This is a genomic window from Streptomyces sp. NPDC090077 (assembly GCF_044747545.1).
Taxonomy (GTDB): Bacteria; Actinomycetota; Actinomycetes; order Streptomycetales; family Streptomycetaceae; genus Streptomyces.
Genome location: NZ_JBIVEG010000024.1, coordinates 97,278 through 117,323, shown reverse-complemented (window position 1 = coordinate 117,323; position 20,046 = coordinate 97,278). Strand labels below are relative to the sequence as shown.

The 20,046-nt window shown below is 75.2% G+C and carries 12 protein-coding genes; 4 read left to right on the top strand and 8 right to left on the bottom strand.

All coding sequences use genetic code 11. The annotated features are described in order from the left end of the window. Positions 1-303: 303 nt before the first annotated feature. From ACIPW5_RS30570 to ACIPW5_RS30540, 7 genes are all read right to left on the bottom strand, one after another. The gene (locus ACIPW5_RS30570) at positions 304-1,116 is read right to left on the bottom strand and encodes an HpcH/HpaI aldolase/citrate lyase family protein (RefSeq protein ID WP_401251747.1); all 813 of its coding nucleotides are present in this window, start codon (positions 1,114-1,116) and stop codon (positions 304-306) included. Beyond that, positions 1,113-2,324 (bottom strand): CaiB/BaiF CoA transferase family protein, encoded by a 1,212-nt coding sequence (locus ACIPW5_RS30565; protein WP_401251744.1) that lies wholly within the window; start codon positions 2,322-2,324, stop codon positions 1,113-1,115. Before ACIPW5_RS30565 ends, ACIPW5_RS30570 begins: the two co-directional genes overlap by 4 nt. Further along, positions 2,321-3,226 (bottom strand): ribokinase, encoded by a 906-nt coding sequence (gene rbsK / locus ACIPW5_RS30560; protein WP_401251741.1) that lies wholly within the window; start codon positions 3,224-3,226, stop codon positions 2,321-2,323. Before rbsK ends, ACIPW5_RS30565 begins: the two co-directional genes overlap by 4 nt. Continuing rightward, a complete protein-coding gene (locus ACIPW5_RS30555; RefSeq protein WP_401251738.1) occupies positions 3,223-4,614 on the bottom strand; it encodes an ADP-ribosylglycohydrolase family protein in 1,392 nt (463 codons plus the stop codon). The genes rbsK and ACIPW5_RS30555 overlap by 4 nt, the downstream gene beginning before the upstream one ends. Positions 4,615-4,784: 170 nt before the next feature. Then, positions 4,785-5,930, bottom strand: coding sequence for an ADP-ribosylglycohydrolase family protein (locus ACIPW5_RS30550; RefSeq protein ID WP_401251736.1), 1,146 nt, complete (start codon positions 5,928-5,930; stop codon positions 4,785-4,787). Between the two features lie 7 nt (positions 5,931-5,937). Continuing rightward, a complete protein-coding gene (locus tag ACIPW5_RS30545) occupies positions 5,938-7,287 on the bottom strand; it encodes an ADP-ribosylglycohydrolase family protein (RefSeq protein WP_401251756.1) in 1,350 nt (449 codons plus the stop codon). Positions 7,288-7,658: 371 nt separating this feature from the next. Further along, positions 7,659-8,645 (bottom strand): ADP-ribosylglycohydrolase family protein, encoded by a 987-nt coding sequence (locus ACIPW5_RS30540; protein ID WP_401251733.1) that lies wholly within the window; start codon positions 8,643-8,645, stop codon positions 7,659-7,661. A 282-nt stretch (positions 8,646-8,927) separates the two neighbouring features. Between ACIPW5_RS30540 and ACIPW5_RS30535 the strand changes: the two genes are divergently transcribed. The 3 genes from ACIPW5_RS30535 to ACIPW5_RS30525 all read left to right on the top strand — a co-directional run bounded on the left by ACIPW5_RS30535 (position 8,928) and on the right by ACIPW5_RS30525 (position 16,050). Continuing rightward, on the top strand, positions 8,928-9,659 hold the full coding sequence (locus ACIPW5_RS30535) for a VIT1/CCC1 transporter family protein (protein WP_401251731.1): 732 nt from the start codon (positions 8,928-8,930) through the stop codon (positions 9,657-9,659). A gap of 399 nt (positions 9,660-10,058) precedes the next feature. Continuing rightward, on the top strand, positions 10,059-14,597 hold the full coding sequence (gene gltB / locus ACIPW5_RS30530; RefSeq protein ID WP_401251755.1) for a glutamate synthase large subunit: 4,539 nt from the start codon (positions 10,059-10,061) through the stop codon (positions 14,595-14,597). Then, positions 14,590-16,050 carry a glutamate synthase subunit beta gene (locus ACIPW5_RS30525; RefSeq protein WP_401251728.1) on the top strand — a complete coding sequence of 487 codons (1,461 nt, stop codon included), beginning with the start codon at positions 14,590-14,592 and terminating at the stop codon, positions 16,048-16,050. The genes gltB and ACIPW5_RS30525 overlap by 8 nt, the downstream gene beginning before the upstream one ends. A gap of 239 nt (positions 16,051-16,289) precedes the next feature. Here ACIPW5_RS30525 and ACIPW5_RS30520 read toward each other — a convergent pair whose 3' ends face one another. Further along, entirely contained in the window at positions 16,290-19,166 is a 2,877-nt protein-coding gene (locus tag ACIPW5_RS30520) for an ATP-binding protein (RefSeq protein WP_401251725.1), read from the bottom strand. 127 nt (positions 19,167-19,293) lie between these two features. Here ACIPW5_RS30520 and ACIPW5_RS30515 point away from each other — a divergent pair, with 127 nt between their 5' ends. Continuing rightward, positions 19,294-19,980 (top strand): hypothetical protein, encoded by a 687-nt coding sequence (locus ACIPW5_RS30515; RefSeq protein WP_401251722.1) that lies wholly within the window; start codon positions 19,294-19,296, stop codon positions 19,978-19,980. Positions 19,981-20,046: the final 66 nt, after the last annotated feature.

The following is a 20,046-nucleotide window of genomic DNA, read 5'->3' as shown; positions in this document are numbered from 1 at the left end:
CTCCGCCCCAGACCCCGCGCCTCAAACGCCGGCGAGGCTATATCTAGCCTCGCCGGCGTTTGAGGCGCGGGCGCGGTAGCGCCGTAACGGGTCCGGGCGCAGCCCGGGGAACGGTGGAAGGGCGGGTAGGGGACCCGCTCCGCGCAGCGGCCCACCCACCCGCACACGCTCACCGGCACCAGACACCCGAACCGGCCCCGCCCGGCAGGCCGACGGCCGGAGGCTGTCGCAGCGGCGCGAAGCCGGGGAGGCCCCCCAGGGGCCGAGCCGCGCGAGCGGCGCGTGAAAAAGGAGAGCGGCGCGTCAAGAAGGGCGGCGGCGGGCCAGGGACAGGGTGCGGTGGGCGGCCGCCACCACGGCCGGGTCGACGAAGCGCCCGTCCGGGAGGGCAAGGGCCCCCGGCGTGGCCCGGGCGGCGGTGACGATCTCCTCGGCGGCGGTGACCTCCTCCGGCCCCGGGAGGAAGGCCCGCTCGATCACCGGCAGCTGCCGCGGGTGGATCGCCGCACGGCCGAGGAACCCGAGCGCCCGGCCCCGCGCGCAGGACGCCGCCAGGGCCTCGAGGTCCCGGATGTCCGGGAAGACCGACTGCGCCGGCGGCGCCAGCCCGGCGGCACGGGCCGCCACGACGACCCTGGAACGCGGCCAGTCGAGCCCGCTCTCCGCGCAGACGCCGAGGTCCGCGCAGAGGTCCGCCTCGCCCAGCGTCAGCCCCTGCAGGGAGGGGTGGGCGCGGGCGATCTCGTACGCCCTCTCCACCCCCAGCGCGGACTCCAGCAGCGCGTACAGCGCCACCCCTCCGGTGCGTTCCGCGACCCGGGTGATCTGTTCCGGCGCGTCGACCTTGGGCAGCCGCAGCCCCGCGAGCCCGTGCTGCTTGGCCAGCGCCGTGAGGTCGGGGCCCGACCAGGGGGAGCCGAGGGCGTTGACGCGGACGTGGACGGGGACCGGAGGCCGCTCGGTGAGCAGTTCGGCGGTGGCCGCGCGCGCGTACTCCTTGCGCGAGGCGGACACCGAGTCCTCCAGGTCGACGATGACGGCGTCGGCCCCGCTGCGCAGGGCCTTGGCCACCACCTCCGGGCGGTCCCCGGGTGCGTACAGCCAGGTCAGGATCACAGGGCCCCCTCCAGGCGGAGAGCGGAGATCTCGGGCCCGGTCAGGCCGAGCTCGGTCAGGACGGATTCGGTGTCCGCGCCGTGCGGGCGGCCGGCCCAGCGGATCCCGCCGGGGGTCCCGGACAGCCGGAAGAGGACGTTCTGCATGCGGATCGGGCCGAGTTCGGGGTCCTCGACCTCGGTGACCGTGTCGAGGGCGGCGAACTGCGGATCGGCCATCACGTCCCGGACGTCGTAGACCAGGGCGACCGCGGCCTCGGCCTCCTCGAAGGCGGCGACCACCTCCTCCGCCTTGTGCCGGGCGATCCAGCCGCCGACCGCCTCGTCGAGGACCTCCGTGTGCGCGGCCCGCCCGGACCCGGTCGCGAACCAGGGCTCGGCGGTCAGCTCCGGCCGGCCGACGAGGCGCAGCACGCGCTCCGCGATCGACTGGGCCGAGGCGGACACCGCCAGCCAGCGGCCGTCGGCACTGCGGTAGGTGTTGCGGGGGGCGTTGTTGGCGGAGCGGTTGCCGGTGCGGGGCTGGACGTAGCCGAGCTGGTCGTACCAGAGGGGGTGCGGGCCCAGCACGGTCAGGATCGGCTCGATGATCGCCAGGTCGACCACCTGGCCGTGTCCGGTCCGGTCCCGGCCGGCCAGTGCCGTCATCACTGCGTAGGCGCAGGTCAGGGCGGCGATGGAGTCCGCGAGGCCGAAGGGCGGCAGGGTCGGCGGGCCGTCCGGCTCCCCGGTGATCGCGGCGAAGCCGCTCATCGCCTCGGCGAGGGTGCCGAAGCCCGGCCGGCGGGCGTACGGGCCCTGCTGGCCGAAGGCCGTGACGCGGGCCAGGACCAGGCGGGGGTTGGCGGCCGACAGTTCGGGCCAGCCCAGGCCCCACTTCTCCAGGGTGCCGGGGCGGAAGTTCTCGACGACCACGTCGGCGGTGGCGGCCAGCCGCAGCAGGGTGTCCCGGCCGCCGGGCACGGACAGGTCCAGGGTCATCGTCCGCTTGTTCCGCCCGAGGAGCTTCCACCACAGCCCGACCCCGTCCTTGGCCGGCCCGTGCCCCCGGGAGGGGTCCGGCCGGTGCGGGTGCTCGACCTTGACCACCTCGGCGCCGAAGTCCCCGAGCAGGGTGGCGGCCAGCGGGCCGGCGAACAGCGTGGCCAGGTCGAGCACCCGCAGCCCCGACAGGGGGCCGGGGGCGGGGGCGTCGGTGCCGGCCGTCATGATGCCGCTCCTCCCGCCGCCGCCCGGTCCACCTCGGCCCGGGTCGGCATCGAGTCCTGCGCCCCGGGCCGCTGGACGGACAGGGCCGCCGCCACCGAGGCCCAGGACAGCGCCTCGGGCATCGGGCGGCCCTCCCCGAGCGCCACCGCGAGCGCCCCGACGAAGGTGTCCCCGGCGGCGGTGGTGTCCACCGCCCGCACCAGGGGGGCCGCCACCGTCAGCGGCTCGCGCCCCCGCGCCGCGTACAGGCAGCCCGCCGCGCCCAGGGTGACCACCACCTCCGGCACCTCGCGCAGCAGCGCCTCCGCGGCCCGGTGCGGGTCGGTGAGCCCGGTGAGCGCGGCGGCCTCGTGCTCGTTCGGGACCAGCAGGTCGGTGGCGGCGAGCAGCCCGGCCGGCAGGGGCTGTGCGGGGGCCGGGGTGAGGACGGTGCGGACGCCGCGCGCGCGGGCGGCCTCGGCGCCGGCGAGGACGGCCTCCAGGGGGAGCTCCAGCTGGAGCAGCAGGCAGCCGGCGGCGCCGATCCGCGAGGCGTCGCCCGCCTCCAGGCCGGTGACGCGGGCGTTGGCGCCCGGGATGACGACGATGCTGTTGCCGCCCTCGTCGTCGACGGTGATGTGCGCGGTGCCGCTGGCGCCCTCGACGGTGCGCAGCGCGGCGGTCTCGACCCCGGCCGAGGCCAGTCCGGCGCGCAGCCGGACGCCGAACTCGTCCGCCCCGACCGCGCCGATCATCACCACCTCCCCGCCGAGGCGGGCGGCGGCCACCGCCTGGTTGGCGCCCTTGCCGCCGGGGGCGGTGCGGAACTCCCGCCCGGTGACGGTCTCCCCGAGCCGGGGGGCCTTGGCCACGTAGGCGACGAGGTCCATGTTGGTACTGCCGAGCACGGCGATGGCCGTCATGAGCGGGTTGCCTCCTGGGTGGTGGGCGGGGTGGTGGGCGGGGTGGCGAGCCGGGCGGTGAGGTGGGCGAGGGTGTCGAAGCCGATGCCGTCGAAGCCGGCGACGGTGGTGGCGAGGCGGTTCTTCAGCGGGGCGGTCCAGCGCTCGGGGATCCGGTCGGGGGACCCGGCCAGCAGCCCGGCGACCGAGCCTGCGGTGGCGCCGTTGGAGTCGGTGTCCCAGCCGCCGGACACCGCGAGGCAGACGGAGCGGGTGAAGTCCCCGTCGGCGTGGGTGAGGGCGGCGGCGAGCAGGGCGGTGTTGGGGACCGCGTGCACCCAGTGGTAGCGGCCGTAGCGGGCGTGCAGACGGTCCACGACCCGGTCGAAGCAGGACTCCTCGCGGGCGGCGAGGATCCCGTGGCGGACGGCCTCGGCGAGGCGCGAGCCGGGCGGTACGACGGCCAGTCCGGCCCGCAGCGCGCCGTGCACGTCGGCCCGGCCGCCGGCGGCCTCGGCGATGGCGGCGGCGCTGAAGAGGGCCGCGTGGACCCCGCCCGCGGTGTGGGTGAGGGTGGCGTCCCGCCAGGCCTGCTCGGCGGCGGCGGCCGGGTCGCCGGGGTTGGTCCAGCCGTGGACGTCGGCGCGGATGAGGGCGCCGATCCACTCCCGGAAGGGGTTGTGGCGGGTGGCGGTGAGCGGGGGCTCCAGCCCTTGGAGCAGGTTGCGGTAGGCGACGCGTTCGGCGGTGAAGGTGCGGCCCGCGGGGAGCTCGTCGAGCCAGAGCCGGGCCAGGTCGGCGGTGGTGAAGCCCTTGCCGTGGCGCTGGAGCAGCAGCAGTCCGAGGAGGGGGTGGTTCAGGTCGTCGTCCTCGGGCGCGCCGTCGATGTTCTCGGCGAGGGAGGTGGGCGCGGAGCGGCGGTTCCACGGGTGCGCGGCCAGTAGCTCCGCGGGGACGCCGCGGGCGGTGAACCAGTCGTCCAGCGGCCAGTTCCCGGCGGCGCGGGCGAGGGCGCGGATGCCGTCCAGGGGAAGCTTCTCGACGGGTTTGCCGAGTACGCAGCCGACCGCCCGGCCCAGCCAGGCGGCCTCCAGCCTGCGGGGCAGCCCGGGGTCCGGGGCGGCGGCGGGCGGGGGCGCTGCCCAGGTGGCCCGGATGGCCGGCCAGTCGGTGGGCTCGGCGGCCGCGGTGGGGACGGGGAGCTCCGCGAGGCCGTCCAGCAGGCGGCCGGCGAGCGCGCGCAGCTCCGGTGCGGCGGGGGCGGGGGAGGCCCCGGCCCGGGCGGGGGCCGGATGGCCGCCCGCCGCGAGCCAGGCGGCGAGCGCCGGGCCGGGGTCGCGCCCGTCCTCGGCGGCCTGGCGCAGCTCGTGGCCGAGCAGGTCCTCGGGCTGCACCCAGGTCAGGCGCACGGGGTCCGAGGCCCCCCGGCCGGTGGCGGGGCGCGCAGTGCCTGTGCCGGCCGGGGCCGCGGCTGTCGTGAACGGGCCTGCCGGGACGGCGCCCGGCACGACCGGGTCCGACGGGGCGGCGCCCGCCGTGGGCGGGGGTGCGGGCGGGGCACCGTCGGCGCAGGAGCCCGTCATCGCGGTGCGGCGATGGCGTCGAAGGCGGCCTCGTGGGCGCGGCGGCGGGCCCGGTCCCGGTCGAAGACCTCCCGGGCCACGGCGGCCAGCGCCGCCGCCGGGGCGTGCAGGTCGAGCCGGCTGGCCTCGGCGACCTGCTTGGCCCAGGCGGCCGGTACGGCGGACTCCCCGCCCAGGGCGCCGGCGAGCGCCCCGGCCATGGTGGCGATGGAGTCGCAGTCGCGGCCGTAGTTGACGGCGCCGAGCACGGAGGCCTCGTACCGGCCGTCCGCGACCAGCAGCATGCCGAGGGCGACGGGGAGTTCCTCGATGGAGTGCAGGCGCGAGGGGCGCCGGGCGCCGAGGGAGGGCGCCCGGTAGTCGGGTCCGACCGAGTCGTACGGGGCCACGGCCGCCCGCAGCGGTGCCAGGGCGGATTCGAAGTCCCGATGCCGCAGCGCGACGTCGCGTACCGCCGCGATGGCGTCGCGGGTGCCGTCCTTGGCCAGCACCAGCGCGGTGTCCACCACGGAGCCGGCCGTCGCGCCCGGTGCGCACGCGGCCGCGACCGCCGCCGCGAAGACGCCGGCCGCCTCGCGCCCGTACGAGGACTGGTGCGCGCCCGCGACGTCCAGCGCCTCGGCGTAGGCGGCGGCCGGGTTGCCCGCGTTGACCAGGCCGACCGGCGCCATGTACATCGCCGCACCGCAGTTGACGATGTTGCCGGTGCCGGCCTCGCGGGGGTCCGCGTGCGCGTAGTGCAGCCGGGTCACGATCCACTTCTCGGCGAGGAAGATCCGCTGGAGGGGCAGCGCCTCGGCCTCCAGCTCGGGGATCCAGCGGGGGGTGCCCATCAGGTCCGGTACGAGGTGCTCGGCGACGGCGTAGGCGTCGAGGTGGTCGCGCACGGCCGCGTAGACCCGTACCAGGGCGTGCGTCATGAGGGTGTCGTCGGTGACGTGGCCGTCGCCCTTGTGGTACGGCGCGATGGGCCTGGCGGTGCGCCAGTCCTCGTACCAGGGGCCGACGATGCCGTGCACGCGCCCGCCGTGCCGCTCGGCGATCTGCTCCGGGGACCACCCCTCCACCGGCCCGCCGAGGGCGTCACCGACGGCGGCGCCGACGAGGGCGCCCGAGAACCGGTCCTCCAGTGTGAGGGTCATGCCCGAATCATCCCTTCAGGGTGGTGAGTTCCGTACGCGAGAGCAGTGCGGCGAGTTCGACGAGGTCGGTTCCGGCCAGCCGGGGCAGGGCGCAGCCGGAGAGGGTGCGGCAGGCCTCGCGCCAGGCGGCGGGGAGGGAGTCGCCGCCGCCGAGGGCGCCGGTGAGGGCGCCCGCGAGGGCGGGGGCCGAGTCGGCGACGCGGGAGAGGCAGGCGGCGGCCGGGACGGCTTCGCAGGCCCGGCCGCGGGCGGCGGTGGCGAGGGCGAGGGCGACGGGGACGGTCTCGGCGGCGGCGATGCCGTAGCTGTAGACGTGGTCGACGATCTGGTGTTCCAGGAGGGGGACGAGGGCGAAGGCGCCGCCGGTCTCGGCGCGGGCGAGCTTGACGGCGTGCCGGGCGTTGCGGCCGATCTCGGTGGGGGCGGGCAGCTGGGCGAGCGCGGCGTCGACGGCGGTGTCGGTGTCCGCCCCGGCGAGGGCTGCGGCGACGGCGGCTGCCATGGCGCGGGCGCCGTGGACCCCGTCGCCGTCCTGGGTGTAGCGGGCGTCGAACTCGGCGAGGTCCGCGGCCGCCTCCGGGTCGCCGGGGTGCACTACGGCGAGGACGCAGGCGCGGACGCAGGCGGCGTCGTCGAAGTAGTGCGGGTTGTCGTGGCCGGTGGCGGGCGGGCGCAGCCCGGCGGCCAGGTTGCCGAGCCCGGCGCGTACGGAGATCCGGGCGCGCATGGGCAGCACGGCGGACTCGACCTCGGGGGCCCGTTCCGCGGCGGCTGCGACCTCGCTGGCCAGGGCGTTCCAGGCGAGGTCGATGGCGGCCCGCATGCGGCGGGACCGGGAGAGGTCGCTGAGCAGCACCCCGGCGGCGGTGAGGACGGACTCGGCGGCGAAAGCGGCCCATTCGGCGTCGTCGGAGGGGCCGAGGCGGAGCGGCTCGGGGGGCTGGTTGAGGGCGATGGGGACGGGGAGGGTGGTGGTGGCGTTCTGCTCGGCGAAGGTGTCGAGCTCGCGGGTCAGGCGCCGGGTCCACTCGGGCATCCGGCTGGCCCGGTGCCGGGCGGCGGGCCACCCGGCGGCGTCGCCCGCGGCGAGGCCGAGCAGCACTCCCTCGATCCTGCGGGTCGCCTCCGGCGGTGGGGTGGGGGTACGCGGTGCCGGGTCGGCGGCCTCCGGTGCGGGTGCGGGGGTACGCGACCCGGTCTGCGGGGTCCGGCCCGGGGCGGAGACTCCCCCCACCCCACCCCTTCCCGAAACCGGGGGCGGGCCCCCGGCCCCCGGCACACTGCCCACGGCGGGCCCGGCCGGCGCGGGCGCACCGCCCCGGCCCGCCGGGGCGGTGGCCGGGGTCGGGGCCGCCACCAGCCCGGCCGCGACGGCCGGGGCCGGGGCCGGGCCCGGGGCGGGGGGTGCGGGGCGGTCCGCGGGGGTGTTCGCTTCCGGGGGCGTGCTCCGCAGCAGTTCCCCGGGCGTGGTTCCGGCGGCCGGGGCAGGCTCTCCGCCGGGCGGGGCTGCGGCCTCCACGCCCGGGGGTGGTGCTGTGGCGGTTCCGGAGGCCGGGAGCGGGACCTCGGCTCCCGGGGCCGGGTCCGTCGCCGGCCCGTCGGCCGGGGCCGGGGGCGGGGCGGTGCCCGTCTGCGGCGGGCGGTTCGGGTCGGGCGTGGTGGCCCCGCCCGTGGGGGGCGCGGGGGACTGGGCTTCCGGGGCCGGGTCGGTGAGGGTGGTGGGCTGGGTCATCGGGCGGGCTCGGTTTCCGGGGTGAGGAGGTCCGCGATGTCCAGGACGTGGTAGCCGCGCATCGAGGGGAGACAGCTGCCCCGGACCGGCCCGATGGCCGAGGCCCAGGCGGCGGGGATGGCGGCGGCGCCGGACAGGGCGCCGGACAGGGCGCCCGCCACCGCCGCGGTGGTGTCGGCGTCCCGGCCCATGTTCACCGCGGTGAGGACCGAGTCCGTGAAGTCGCCCGCGCAGGCGGCGAAGGCGCCGAAGGCCAGGCCCACCGCCTCCGGGGCCAGGTCCGTCCACGGGTAGCCGCCGATGACCACCGCCGAGCGCACCGCCCGCTCCCCGCGCGGGGCGGCGGTCACCGCGCGGCGCAGGGAGCGGGCCGTCCAGGAGTCGGAGGGGATGACGGACAGGGCCGCCGAGACCACCGAGGCGGGGGAGCCGCCGGCCATCGCGGCGGCGACCCCGGCGGCGACGGCCTGGCCGCCGTAGATGCCCTCCCCGTCGTGGCTGACCGTGCCGTCGATGGCGACGAGGCGGGCCGCCTCCGCCGGGCGGCCCGCCGCGAACACCCCGAAGGGGGCCGCCCGCATGGCCAGGCCGTCCGACCAGGCGTGCCGGTGCTGGGCCGAGATCGGCGCCGCCAGGCCCCGGCGGAGGTTCTCCAGGGTGCCGCGCTCGGAGAAGCCCGCGCCGCGGAAGGGGCCCTCGTCCAGGTCGGCGATCCAGTGGTGCCAGGCCCGTTCGACGTGCGCGACGGTGAGGGCGGAGCCGTGCCGGGCCAGCAGCAGGCCGGAGAAGATCGCGTACTCCGTGTCGTCCGTGCCCGCCGGGTCGTCCGAGACGAAGCCCTCGATCCGGCCCCACTTCGCCCGGATCTCCGATGGCTTCATGTTCTCCGCGGGGGCGCCCAGCGCGTCACCCACCGCGAGGCCGAGAAGTGCGCCCCTGGCCCGTTCCAGGAGGACCTGCGGATTGCATGCAATCAGCTCCATGGCGCGCCTCTCCACTTGGTGGGGGACCCATCATGAGCCCTTGGGGGATTTGTGCCACGGCATGAGGTTTGTCGGTCGTCGCGAAACGCCCCCCGCGCGCCCCCGTCACCCGGTCGCCGACCCGCGAAACCCCAGGTAAGTACGGCCTTCCTTGCTGGCGGGAGCCGGAAATCGTGCGTAGTTTCGAGGTGTTCAGGGGGGTGCCCCCGCGCCGGGGGCACAGCTGCGCGTTGCTTTCGCGTACCCACTCGTACCCACTCGTACAAAAGGGGATATACGCGCATGTCCATCATCGACATCGAAGCGCCGCTGCACACGGCCCACCGCGACAACCACACCCACCGCGACGTCAACGGCGGTTGGCTGCGCCCGGCGGTCTTCGGCGCCATGGACGGGCTCGTCTCGAACCTGGCCCTGATGACCGGTGTGGCCGGCGGTGCGGTGGCCCCCGCGACGATCGTCGTCACCGGCCTCGCCGGTCTCGCGGCCGGCGCGTTCTCGATGGCGGCCGGCGAGTACACCTCCGTCGCCTCGCAGCGCGAACTGGTCCTCGCCGAGCTGGACGTGGAGCGCCAGCAGCTGCGCAAGCACCCCGTCGACGAGATGGAGGAGCTGGCCGAGCTCTACGTCTCGCGCGGCGTCGAGCCGGCCCTCGCCCGCGAGGTCGCGATGCAGCTCTCCCGCGACCCGGACCAGGCGCTGGAGATCCACGCCCGCGAGGAGCTCGGGATCGACCCCGACGACCTGCCGTCGCCGCTGGTCGCCGCCGTGTCCTCCTTCGGCTCCTTCGCGCTGGGCGCGCTGCTCCCCGTACTGCCCTACCTGCTGGGGGCGACCGCCCTGTGGCCGGCCGTGCTGCTGGCGCTCGCCGGGCTCTTCGTCTGCGGCGCGGTGGTCTCGCGGGTCACGGCCCGGTCGTGGTGGTACAGCGGTATGCGTCAGCTCGTCCTGGGTGGCGCCGCCGCGGGTGTGACGTACATCCTGGGAACCTGGATCGGCGGCGCCATAGGCTAACGGCCGCGGGAGTGAGACACTATGCAGCACGCAACATAAGTAGTCCGTTACCCGGTGGTTTCGATTCCGTGACCGCTGGGCATCAGACCAGGGCGCCGGGCAACGATGCCCGTCTCGCGCCGGGACCTTCACCCCGTGTTGTGCCCAGCAGGCCTCCTCAGAGGCGTCTGCGACTCGAGATTCCCTTGAAGGTCCCTTCTTTCTGTCTCGCGCAGTGTCCGCATGCTGGAATGTGATATCCGGTTCTCGGAATTACCGTCATCATGTAACCTGCACGAACTTTCGCAGAGGGCCAACGTCGTCCCTCGGCTGCACATTGCCACGACGACGACGGGAGAGCCGATGCGTTCCGCATCCACGCACTCCGCGACCGGCCCGAGCAACACCGCCTGGTCGCCCATGGACGGTCGCCCCGCCCAGCAGGGCATGTACGACCCGCGCAACGAGAAGGACGCCTGCGGCGTCGGATTCGTGGCGAACCTCACCGGCGAGGCCACCCACACCCTCGTTGAGCAGGCCCTGACCGTACTGCGGAACCTCGAGCACCGCGGCGCCACCGGCTCCGAGCCGGACTCCGGCGACGGCGCGGGCATCCTGTCCCAGGTGCCGGACGCCTTCCTGCGCGAGGTCGCGGGCTTCGAGCTCCCCGAGGCCGGCGCGTACGCCGTCGGCATCGCCTTCCTCCCCGCCGACGGCACCGCACAGGCCGTCGCCGTGGAGCGGATCGAGGCCATCGCCGCCGAGGAGAACCTCACGGTCCTCGGCTGGCGCGAGGTCCCGGTCACCCCGGACCTGCTCGGCAACGGCGCGCGCACCACGATGCCCGCCTTCTCGCAGCTGTTCGTGAGCAACGGCAGCACCGGCATCGAGCTGGACCGCAAGGCCTTCGTCCTGCGCAAGCGCGCCGAGCGCGAGGCCGGCGTGTACTTCCCGTCGCTCTCCGCCCGGACCATCGTCTACAAGGGCATGCTGACCACCGGCCAGCTGGAGCCCTTCTTCCCGGACCTCTCCGACCGCCGCTTCGCCTCGGCGCTCGCCCTGGTCCACTCCCGGTTCTCGACGAACACCTTCCCGTCCTGGCCGCTCGCCCACCCGTACCGCTTCGTCGCGCACAACGGCGAGATCAACACGGTCAAGGGCAACCGGAACTGGATGAAGGCCCGCGAGTCCCAGCTGGCGACCGCCGCGTTCGGCGAGGGCGCCCTGGACCGCATCTTCCCGATCTGCACCCCGGACGCCTCCGACTCGGCCTCCTTCGACGAGGTCCTGGAGCTGCTCCACCTCGGCGGCCGGTCGCTGCCGCACAGCGTGCTGATGATGATCCCGGAGGCCTGGGAGAACCACGCCTCCATGGACCCGGCCCGCCGCGCGTTCTACCAGTACCACTCCACCATGATGGAGCCCTGGGACGGCCCGGCCTGCGTCACCTTCACCGACGGCACCCAGGTCGGCGCGGTCCTCGACCGCAACGGCCTGCGCCCCGGCCGCTACTGGGTCACCGACGACGGCCTCGTCGTCCTCGGCTCCGAGGTCGGCGTCCTCGACATCGACCCGTCCAAGGTCGTCCGCAAGGGCCGCCTCCAGCCCGGCAAGATGTTCCTCGTCGACACCGCGCAGAAGCGCATCGTCGAGGACGACGAGATCAAGGACGAGCTGGCCGCCGCCGCCCCCTACGCGGAGTGGCTGGAGACCGGCGAGATCGAGCTGACGGACCTGCCCGAGCGCGAGCACATCGTCCACACCCACGCCTCGGTCACCCGCCGCCAGCAGACCTTCGGCTACACCGAGGAAGAGCTGCGCGTCATCATCGCGCCCATGGCCCGCACGGCCGGCGAAGCCCTCGGCTCCATGGGCACGGACTCGCCCATCGCGGCCCTGTCCGAGCGCCCCCGGCTGCTCTTCGACTACTTCACGCAGCTCTTCGCGCAGGTCACCAACCCGCCGCTGGACGCCATCCGCGAGGAGCTCGTCACCTCGCTGCTGTCCTCGATCGGCCCGCAGTCCAACCTGCTGGAGCCGACCGCCGCGTCCTGTCGCAGCATCACCCTGCCCTTCCCGGTGATCGACAACGACGAGCTCGCCAAGCTCATCCACATCAACGCCGACGGCGACATGCCGGGCATGAAGGCCGCCACCCTGTCGGGCCTCTACCGGGTCTCCGGCGGCGGCGAGGCCCTCGCCGCCCGGATCGAGGAGATCCGCGCCGAGGCCGACGCCGCCATCGCGGCCGGCGCCCGCCTGATCGTCCTCTCGGACCGCCACTCGGACGCCGAGCACGCGCCGATCCCGTCGCTGCTGCTCACCGCCGCCGTGCACCACCACCTCATCGCCACCAAGCAGCGCACCCAGGTGGGCCTGCTGGTCGAGGCCGGCGACGTCCGCGAGGTCCACCACGTCGCCCTGCTCATCGGCTACGGCGCCGCGGCCGTCAACCCGTACCTGGCCATGGAGTCCGTCGAGGACCTGCTGCGCGCCGGCACCTTCCTGTCCGGCCTGGAGCCGGAGCAGGCCATCAAGAACCTGATCTACGCCCTCGGCAAGGGCGTCCTGAAGGTCATGTCGAAGATGGGCATCTCCACCGTCGCCTCCTACCGCGGCGCCCAGGTCTTCGAGGCCGTCGGCCTGAACGAGGAGTTCGTCGGCACCTACTTCGCGGGCACCGCCACCAAGATCGGCGGCGCCGGCCTGGACGTCGTCGCCAAGGAGGTGGCCGCCCGCCACGCCAAGGCGTACCCGGCCTCCGGCATCGCGGCCACGCACCGCGCGCTGGAGATCGGCGGCGAGTACCAGTGGCGCCGCGAGGGCGAGCCGCACCTGTTCGACCCGGAGACGGTCTTCCGCCTCCAGCACGCGACCCGCAACCGCCGGTACGACATCTTCCGCAAGTACACGGACCGCGTGAACGAGCAGTCCGAGCGCCTGATGACGCTCCGCGGCCTGTTCGGCTTCAAGAGCGACCGCCCGTCGATCTCCATCGACGAGGTCGAGCCGGTCTCCGAGATCGTCAAGCGCTTCTCCACCGGCGCCATGTCGTACGGCTCCATCTCCAAGGAGGCGCACGAGACCCTCGCCATCGCCATGAACCAGCTGGGCGCCAAGTCCAACACCGGTGAGGGCGGCGAGGACCCGGACCGCCTGTACGACCCGGCGCGCCGCTCCTCCATCAAGCAGGTCGCCTCCGGCCGCTTCGGTGTCACCAGCGAGTACCTGGTCAACGCGGACGACATCCAGATCAAGATGGCGCAGGGCGCCAAGCCCGGCGAGGGCGGCCAGCTGCCCGGCCACAAGGTCTACCCGTGGGTCGCCAAGACCCGTCACTCGACCCCGGGTGTCGGTCTGATCTCCCCGCCGCCGCACCACGACATCTACTCCATCGAGGACCTGGCCCAGCTGATCCACGACCTCAAGAACGCCAACCCGGTCGCGCGCATCCACGTGAAGCTCGTCTCCGAGGTCGGCGTCGGCACGGTCGCGGCCGGTGTGTCCAAGGCCCACGCGGACGTCGTCCTGATCTCCGGCCACGACGGCGGAACGGGCGCCTCCCCGCTCACCTCGCTCAAGCACGCGGGCGGCCCCTGGGAGCTCGGCCTCGCCGAGACCCAGCAGACCCTGCTGCTCAACGGCCTGCGCGACCGCATCGTCGTCCAGACCGACGGCCAGCTCAAGACCGGCCGCGACGTGGTCATCGCCGCGCTGCTCGGCGCCGAGGAGTTCGGTTTCGCGACCGCGCCGCTCGTCGTCTCCGGCTGCGTCATGATGCGCGTCTGCCACCTGGACACCTGCCCCGTCGGCATCGCCACGCAGAACCCGGTCCTGCGCGACCGCTTCTCCGGCAAGCCCGAGTTCGTCGTCAACTTCTTCGAGTTCATCGCGGAGGAGGTGCGCGAGCTCCTCGCCGAGCTGGGCTTCCGCACGATCGAGGAGGCCGTCGGCCACGCCGAGCTCCTCGACACCAGCAAGGCCGTCACGCACTGGAAGGCCCAGGGCCTCGACCTGGAGCCCCTCTTCTACGTGCCCGAGCTGCCCGAGGGCGCGGTCCGCCACGCCCTGATCGAGCAGGACCACGGTCTGGAGAAGGCCCTCGACAACGAGCTCATCGAGCTCGCCGCAGACGCGCTGAACGCCGACTCCGCCGAGACGGCCCAGCCGGTCCGCGCCCGGGTCGCGATCCGCAACATCAACCGGACCGTCGGCACCATGCTCGGCCACCACGTCACCAAGAAGTTCGGCGGCGCGGGCCTGCCCGACAACACGATCGACCTGACCTTCACCGGTTCGGCCGGCCAGTCCTTCGGCGCCTTCCTGCCGAGCGGTGTCACCCTGCGCCTGGAGGGCGACGCCAACGACTACGTCGGCAAGGGCCTCTCCGGCGGCCGCGTCGTGGTCCGCCCGGACCGCGCCGCCGACCACCTCGCCGAGTACTCCACCATCGCCGGCAACACCATCGGCTACGGAGCCACCGGCGGCGAGATGTTCCTGCGCGGCCGCACCGGCGAGCGCTTCTGCGTCCGCAACTCCGGCGCCCTGGTCGTCTCGGAGGGCGTGGGCGACCACGGCTGCGAGTACATGACCGGCGGCACGGCGGTCGTCCTCGGCGAGACGGGCCGCAACTTCGCGGCCGGCATGTCGGGCGGCGTCGCGTACGTCATCGACCTCGACCCGCGCCAGGTCAACGTCGGCAACGCGGAGGCCGTCGAGGCCCCCTCCGACGCCGACAAGCAGTGGCTGCACGATGTGGTGCGCCGCCACGAGGAGGAGACCGGCTCGACCGTGGCCGCGAAGCTCCTGGCTGACTGGGACGCCGCCGCGGCCCGCTTCAGCAAGATCATCCCGACCACGTACAAGGCAGTGCTCGCCGCCAAGGACGCCGCTGAGCTGGCCGGACTCTCCGAGTCCGAGACCACCGAGAAGATGATGGAGGCGGCGACCCATGGCTGACCCGAAGGGCTTCCTCACCACCCCGCGCGAGACCGCGTGTACCCGTCCCGTCGCCGAGCGCGTCAAGGACTGGAACGAGGTCTACGTCCCGGGCTCGCTGCTCCCGATCATCAGCAAGCAGGCCGGCCGCTGCATGGACTGCGGCATCCCGTTCTGCCACAACGGCTGCCCGCTCGGGAACCTGATCCCCGAGTGGAACGACTTCGCGTACCGCGAGGACTGGTCGGCGGCGGCGGAGCGCCTCCACGCCACGAACAACTTCCCGGAGTTCACCGGGCGGCTGTGCCCCGCCCCGTGCGAGTCGGCGTGCGTCCTCGGCATCAACCAGCCGGCCGTCACGATCAAGAACGTCGAAGTCTCGATCATCGACCAGGCCTGGGACAACGGGGACGTCACCCCGCAGGCCCCGGACCGCCTGTCCGGCAAGACCGTGGCCGTCATCGGCTCCGGCCCGGCCGGCCTGGCCGCCGCCCAGCAGCTGACGCGGGCCGGCCACACCGTGGTGGTGTACGAGCGCGCCGACCGCATCGGCGGCCTGCTGCGCTACGGCATCCCCGAGTTCAAGATGGAGAAGGTGCACATCAACCGCCGCATCGAGCAGATGCGCGCGGAGGGCACCAAGTTCCGCACTGGCATCGAGGTCGGCCGCGACATCACGGCGACCGACCTGCGCAAGCGCTTCGACGCGGTCGTCGTCGCCGCGGGCGCCACGGTCTCCCGCGACCTGCCGGTCCCCGGCCGCGACCTCAAGGGCATCCACTTCGCGATGGAGTACCTGCCCCTCGCGAACAAGGTCCAGGAGGGCGACTTCCTGGCCCCGCCGATCACCGCCGAGGGCAAGCACGTCGTCGTCATCGGCGGCGGCGACACCGGCGCGGACTGCGTCGGCACCGCCCACCGCCAGGGCGCCCTCTCGGTCACCCAGCTGGAGATCATGCCGCGCCCGTCGGAGGACCGCCCGGCGGCCATGCCGTGGCCGACCTTCCCGATGCTCTACAAGGTCACCTCGGCCCACGAGGAGGGCGGCGAGCGGATCTACTCCGTCTCCACCACCCACTTCGAGGGCGACGAGGACGGCAACGTGCAGTCCCTGCACCTGACCGAGGTCGAGTTCGTCGAGGGCAAGCTGGTCCAGAAGCCCGGCACCGAGCGGGTCCTCCCGGCCCAGCTGGTCACCCTGGCGATGGGCTTCACCGGCACCGACCAGGCCAACGGTCTGGTCGAGCAGTTCGGCGTGGACCTGGACGAGCGGGGCAACATCGCCCGCGACGCCTCGTACGCCACGAACGCCGACGGCGTCTTCGTCGCCGGCGACGCGGGCCGCGGCCAGTCGCTCATCGTCTGGGCCATCGCGGAGGGCCGCTCGGCCGCCCGCGGCGTGGACCGCTACCTGACCGGCACCAGCACCCTCCCGTACCCGGTCAAGCCGACGGACCGCTCCCTGATGGTGTGACCCCCGTCAGCCCCCGCCCGCGAGGGCGGGGGCCGGACAGCGCCCCCGCCGCGCGAACGGCGGGACCCCTCATGCGGTCCGTACAAGGGCGTACGGAACACCGACCCGCGCCCGCCACGTCCCCGACCAGGGGTGGCGGGCGCGGTGGCGTTCGGGGGCCGGTCCGGGCGGGGTCGTCCGAGCCGAGGGCGATGCCCGTCGCGTAGTACGCGCTGACCACCCCGCCGACCGCGGTCCGGTCAGGGGGTGCCCCGGGCTGTCAGGGCGGCGAGGGCGGCGCGGGTGGTGATGCCCGTCTTGCGGTAGATGTGGGACAGGTGGGTGTCCACCGTCCGGGGGCTCAGGTACAGGCGGGCCGCGATGGCCGGGGTGGTCAGGCCCTCCGCCACCAGCTCCGCGATCTCGCGTTCGCGGGGGGTGAGGTGGGGGAGGGGAGGACGGGCGGGGTCCGGCGGGAAGAGGTCGGCCAGGCCCGTGAGGAGGCGGGAGCCGCCCGCCTCGGCCAGGCGCCGCCCGCGCTGCCAGCGGTCCGCCGCCGTGCCCGGGTCACCCGCCCGGCCGGTCAGGGCCGAGCCGACCACGAGGGCCTGCGCCTCCCACAGCGTGGCACCGCCGCGCGCGGCCTCCCGCGCGGCCCGCGCGTACCGCTCCGCCGCCGGTCCCGGCTCGCCCCGCGCCGCCAGCACCGCGCCCTCGCTGCGCAGCGCCGACGCCAGCTGGTTCGGCAGCCCGAGCCGCTCCGCGTCGGCCGCTGCCATCGCCGCCCAGGACTCCGCCTCCGCCGGATCGCCCGTCCCCACGGCCGCATTGACCAGGGCCTCCAGGAACAGCGGCCGCAGCGACGGCTGGAGGCCCGGCAGCTCCGGACCGCGTCCCGCCCGCAGCATCGCGGAACGGGCCCTGCGCGGGTCCCCGGCGTACAGGGCCGCGTAGCTCAGCACGCACCAGGCCAGCGAGGTCCACCAGTTGCTGCGCGAGCCCGCCAGCTCCACCGCCTCCTCGGCCACGGACAGCGGCAGGGGGTCCCCCGGCGGCATGGCCGCGATCAGGATCTGCGCCTTGTTGCCCAGGACGAGCCCGAGGAGCTCGTCACTGCCGACGCCCCGGGCGATCCCCTCGGCCTCCTCGCACAGCTCCAGCGCCGACTCCAGCCGGCAGGAGTTCATGTGGACGACGGACTTGCACACCAGCAGGTGCGGCAGCAGGTGCAGCGGGCCCACGCGGCGGACGAGGGCCAGCCCCCGGTCGGCGTGCCGCTCCGCCTCCGGATAGCGGTCCAGATAGAACTCGGTCCACGCGATCCGCGCCAGCGGCTCGCACAGGTCGGCCAGTTCGGCATCGGTCAGGGCGTCGAGCCGGGCGGCCGCCCGGTCGGCCAGCCGGCGGCCCTTCGCCGGATCCCCGCCGTACGCCTCCCCGAGGGCGGCCGTCGTCAGCGCCCCGGCCGCCGCCGGGGCGTTGCCCAGCCGCAGCGCCGCCCCGTAGGCCCGCAGCACGTCCTCCCGCACCTCGGGGTACGACAGGGCGTGCGGCGCGGACGACCCCAGCTCCAGTCCGAGCGCCAGTGCGTCCTCGGGCCCCGGCGCGGGCCGCCGGGCCAGCTCGCCCCGCAGCAGCGCGACCGCCGTGCCGTACCGGCCCAGGTGGCGCTCCACCGACGCGCACAGGGTGACGGCGCTCGCGCGCAGCCCGTCGTCCTCGCGGGCGCCGTCGAGGCGCGTGATCAGCCCGTGGAGCAGGTCCCGGCTGGCGTTCAGCCTGCCGCACAGGCTCAGCGCCCGTGCCCGCCGCAGCAGCAGCTCCCCGCGCCGGGCCGCGTACTCCGGGGAGTGCGGCAGCACGCCGAGGACCACGCCCAGCCAGTGCGCGCAGCTCGCCGGTGCGGTGGTCCGGGCCTCGTCGGCCGCTTCGAGCAGGACCGCCGCGGCCCGGGGGTCCCAGCCGGTGAGCGCCCGCTCCACGTGGTGGGCGCGTACGGCGGCGGACACGCCCGTCCCGGCCTGGGCGGCGGCCGCCCGCCGGTGCATGGCCGTACGCCGCCGGTGGTCGGTGTGCTGGTAGACGACGGTCCGCAGCACGGGGTGGCGCAGCGACCAGCCCCCGGCCGGGCCGGGCCGCAGCAGGTCGCGGTCCGACAGGGCGCCCAGGTCCGCGTCGAGCCGGCCGGCGTCCGGCAGCCCGGCGGTGAGGGCCAGCAGCGGGGCCGTGGCCTGGTCGCCGAGGACCGCGGCGGCCTCGGCGGTACGGCGCTGCGTGCCGGTGAGCGGGGTCAGCTCGTCCAGCAGCAGTGCGCTCAGGCCGCCCGCGGGGACGGCCGGGTCGGCGCCCTGGCCCTGGAGGAGGGCGAGGAAGTAGAGGGGATTGCCGCCGCTGGAGGCGTACAGCCGTTCCGCGCGGCCGGGCGGCAGTCCGGGTGCCAGGTGCTCCACACAGGTGCGCCGGTCGAGGGGACCGAGTTCCACGCGCAGCACGGCTCCGGTGTCCACCCCGCGGGCGAGCGCGGCGGCGGGCGACGGCGCGGTCTGGCGGTCGCGGCGGGCCACGACGAGGCCGACCGCGCCGGGTGGGGGGTGGCGCACGAGGTGGTCGAGGAGTTCCAGGGAGGCGGGGTCGGCCCAGTGCAGGTCGTCGAGGGCGATCAGCAGTCCCCGGCCCCGCCCCGCCAGGTCAGTGAGCAGCCCGGCCGTCGCCCGGTGCACGGCGAACCGGTCCGCCGGGGCGTCCGGCCCCTCGTACGGGTTCGTGCGCCCGCCGGGGTCCGTGCCCGCCGCCGGTCCGTGCAGCACGGGCGCCGTCGCCGGGTCGGGCAGCGGCGCCCGCAGCAGCCGCGGGTCCAGGTCGGCGAACGCGTCGGTGAACAGCCGGAAGGGGATGTGCCGTTCGAACTCGGTGGCACGTCCGCGCAGGACCGTCAGCCCCCGGGCGCGGGCCCGGCGGCAGACCTCGGTGAGCAGCCGGCTCTTGCCCATGCCCGCAGGACCCGTCAGGTCCACCACGCCGGGCGGCCCGTCCCCGCCGCCGGGCCCGCCGCCCGCCCGCGCGAGCACCGCGGCGACCACCCCGTCCAGCCGGTCGAGCTCGGCCCCCCGCCCGACCAGTGGAGTCCTTTCCACCATGGTTCCTCCCCGCATCACGGATACCCGGTCCGGGCGCGGCGGATACGTACGCGGTTCTACGGATGCCGCTGCCGCCGCCGCGCTGCCAGCATCGGAAGGGATCCCGACGCGTCCTCCTGGAGGCCCGATGCGTTCCTTACGCGCGTTCACCGCTCCGCTGCTGGCCCTGCCGCTGCTCGCCCTCGCGGGCTGCGGCGGTGGGGGCGCGGACATCGGGGCCGGAGGGCCCCGGCCCGCGTCGTCGGCCCCGTCGTCCTCGCCCTCCTCGTCGAGCCCCGTTCCGCCGCCGGCCTCGCCGGCCACGCCGAGCGAACCCGCCCGGACGGCCGCGTGCACGGCCACGGCGGGTCTGGACACGACGGCCCTGGGCACCTATCTCAAGGGGCTCAAGGCCAGTGACAGCAAGGACGTGCCGTCCCTGTTCATCGTGGACGACGGCGTGTACTTCCGGCTGAAGGACACCCAGCCGCCCTGCGAGGCGGTGACGGTGAAACTCGGCCACTTCCGGGTGGACATGGCCCGCTCGGCCGATTCGGCGGGCTACTCCTTCACCTACGGGCCGATCCGTACGCGCACCCTCGCCGTCGGGCCGGCGGAGGGCAAGGCCGACGGGAGCGAGCCGCCGGCGACCGCGCGGTGCGCCGGAGTCCTGTCCGTCGTCTACGTGGGCCGGGACCTCGCCGTGGGCGACCTCCCGCACGACCTGCCGTTGCCGCCGAAGGACTCCGTGCTGGACTGGTCGCTGGTCGACGTGCGGCGCGACGGTGTCCTCGGCGCGGTGTTCAAGCCCCCGGCCGGGGCGAGGGACTGCTGACCGGGCCGCTCCGGTCCGGGGCGGGACGGGGACGGGGTGGGGCGGGGACGGCCGGGCGGGACGGTG

Excerpts from the sequence above, each read along its gene's own strand:
- ACIPW5_RS30550 (WP_401251736.1), bottom strand. The coding sequence starts at position 5,930 with ATGACCCTCACACTGGAGGACCGGTTCTCGGGCGCCCTCGTCGGCGCC.
- ACIPW5_RS30515 (WP_401251722.1), top strand. The coding sequence starts at position 19,294 with ATGCGTTCCTTACGCGCGTTCACCGCTCCGCTGCTGGCCCTGCCGCTG.
- ACIPW5_RS30520 (WP_401251725.1), bottom strand. The coding sequence starts at position 19,166 with ATGGTGGAAAGGACTCCACTGGTCGGGCGGGGGGCCGAGCTCGACCGG.
- ACIPW5_RS30525 (WP_401251728.1), top strand. The coding sequence starts at position 14,590 with ATGGCTGACCCGAAGGGCTTCCTCACCACCCCGCGCGAGACCGCGTGT.
- rbsK (WP_401251741.1), bottom strand. The coding sequence starts at position 3,226 with ATGACGGCCATCGCCGTGCTCGGCAGTACCAACATGGACCTCGTCGCC.
- gltB (WP_401251755.1), top strand. The coding sequence starts at position 10,059 with ATGGACGGTCGCCCCGCCCAGCAGGGCATGTACGACCCGCGCAACGAG.
- ACIPW5_RS30565 (WP_401251744.1), bottom strand. The coding sequence starts at position 2,324 with ATGACGGCCGGCACCGACGCCCCCGCCCCCGGCCCCCTGTCGGGGCTG.
- ACIPW5_RS30540 (WP_401251733.1), bottom strand. The coding sequence starts at position 8,645 with ATGGAGCTGATTGCATGCAATCCGCAGGTCCTCCTGGAACGGGCCAGG.
- ACIPW5_RS30535 (WP_401251731.1), top strand. The coding sequence starts at position 8,928 with ATGTCCATCATCGACATCGAAGCGCCGCTGCACACGGCCCACCGCGAC.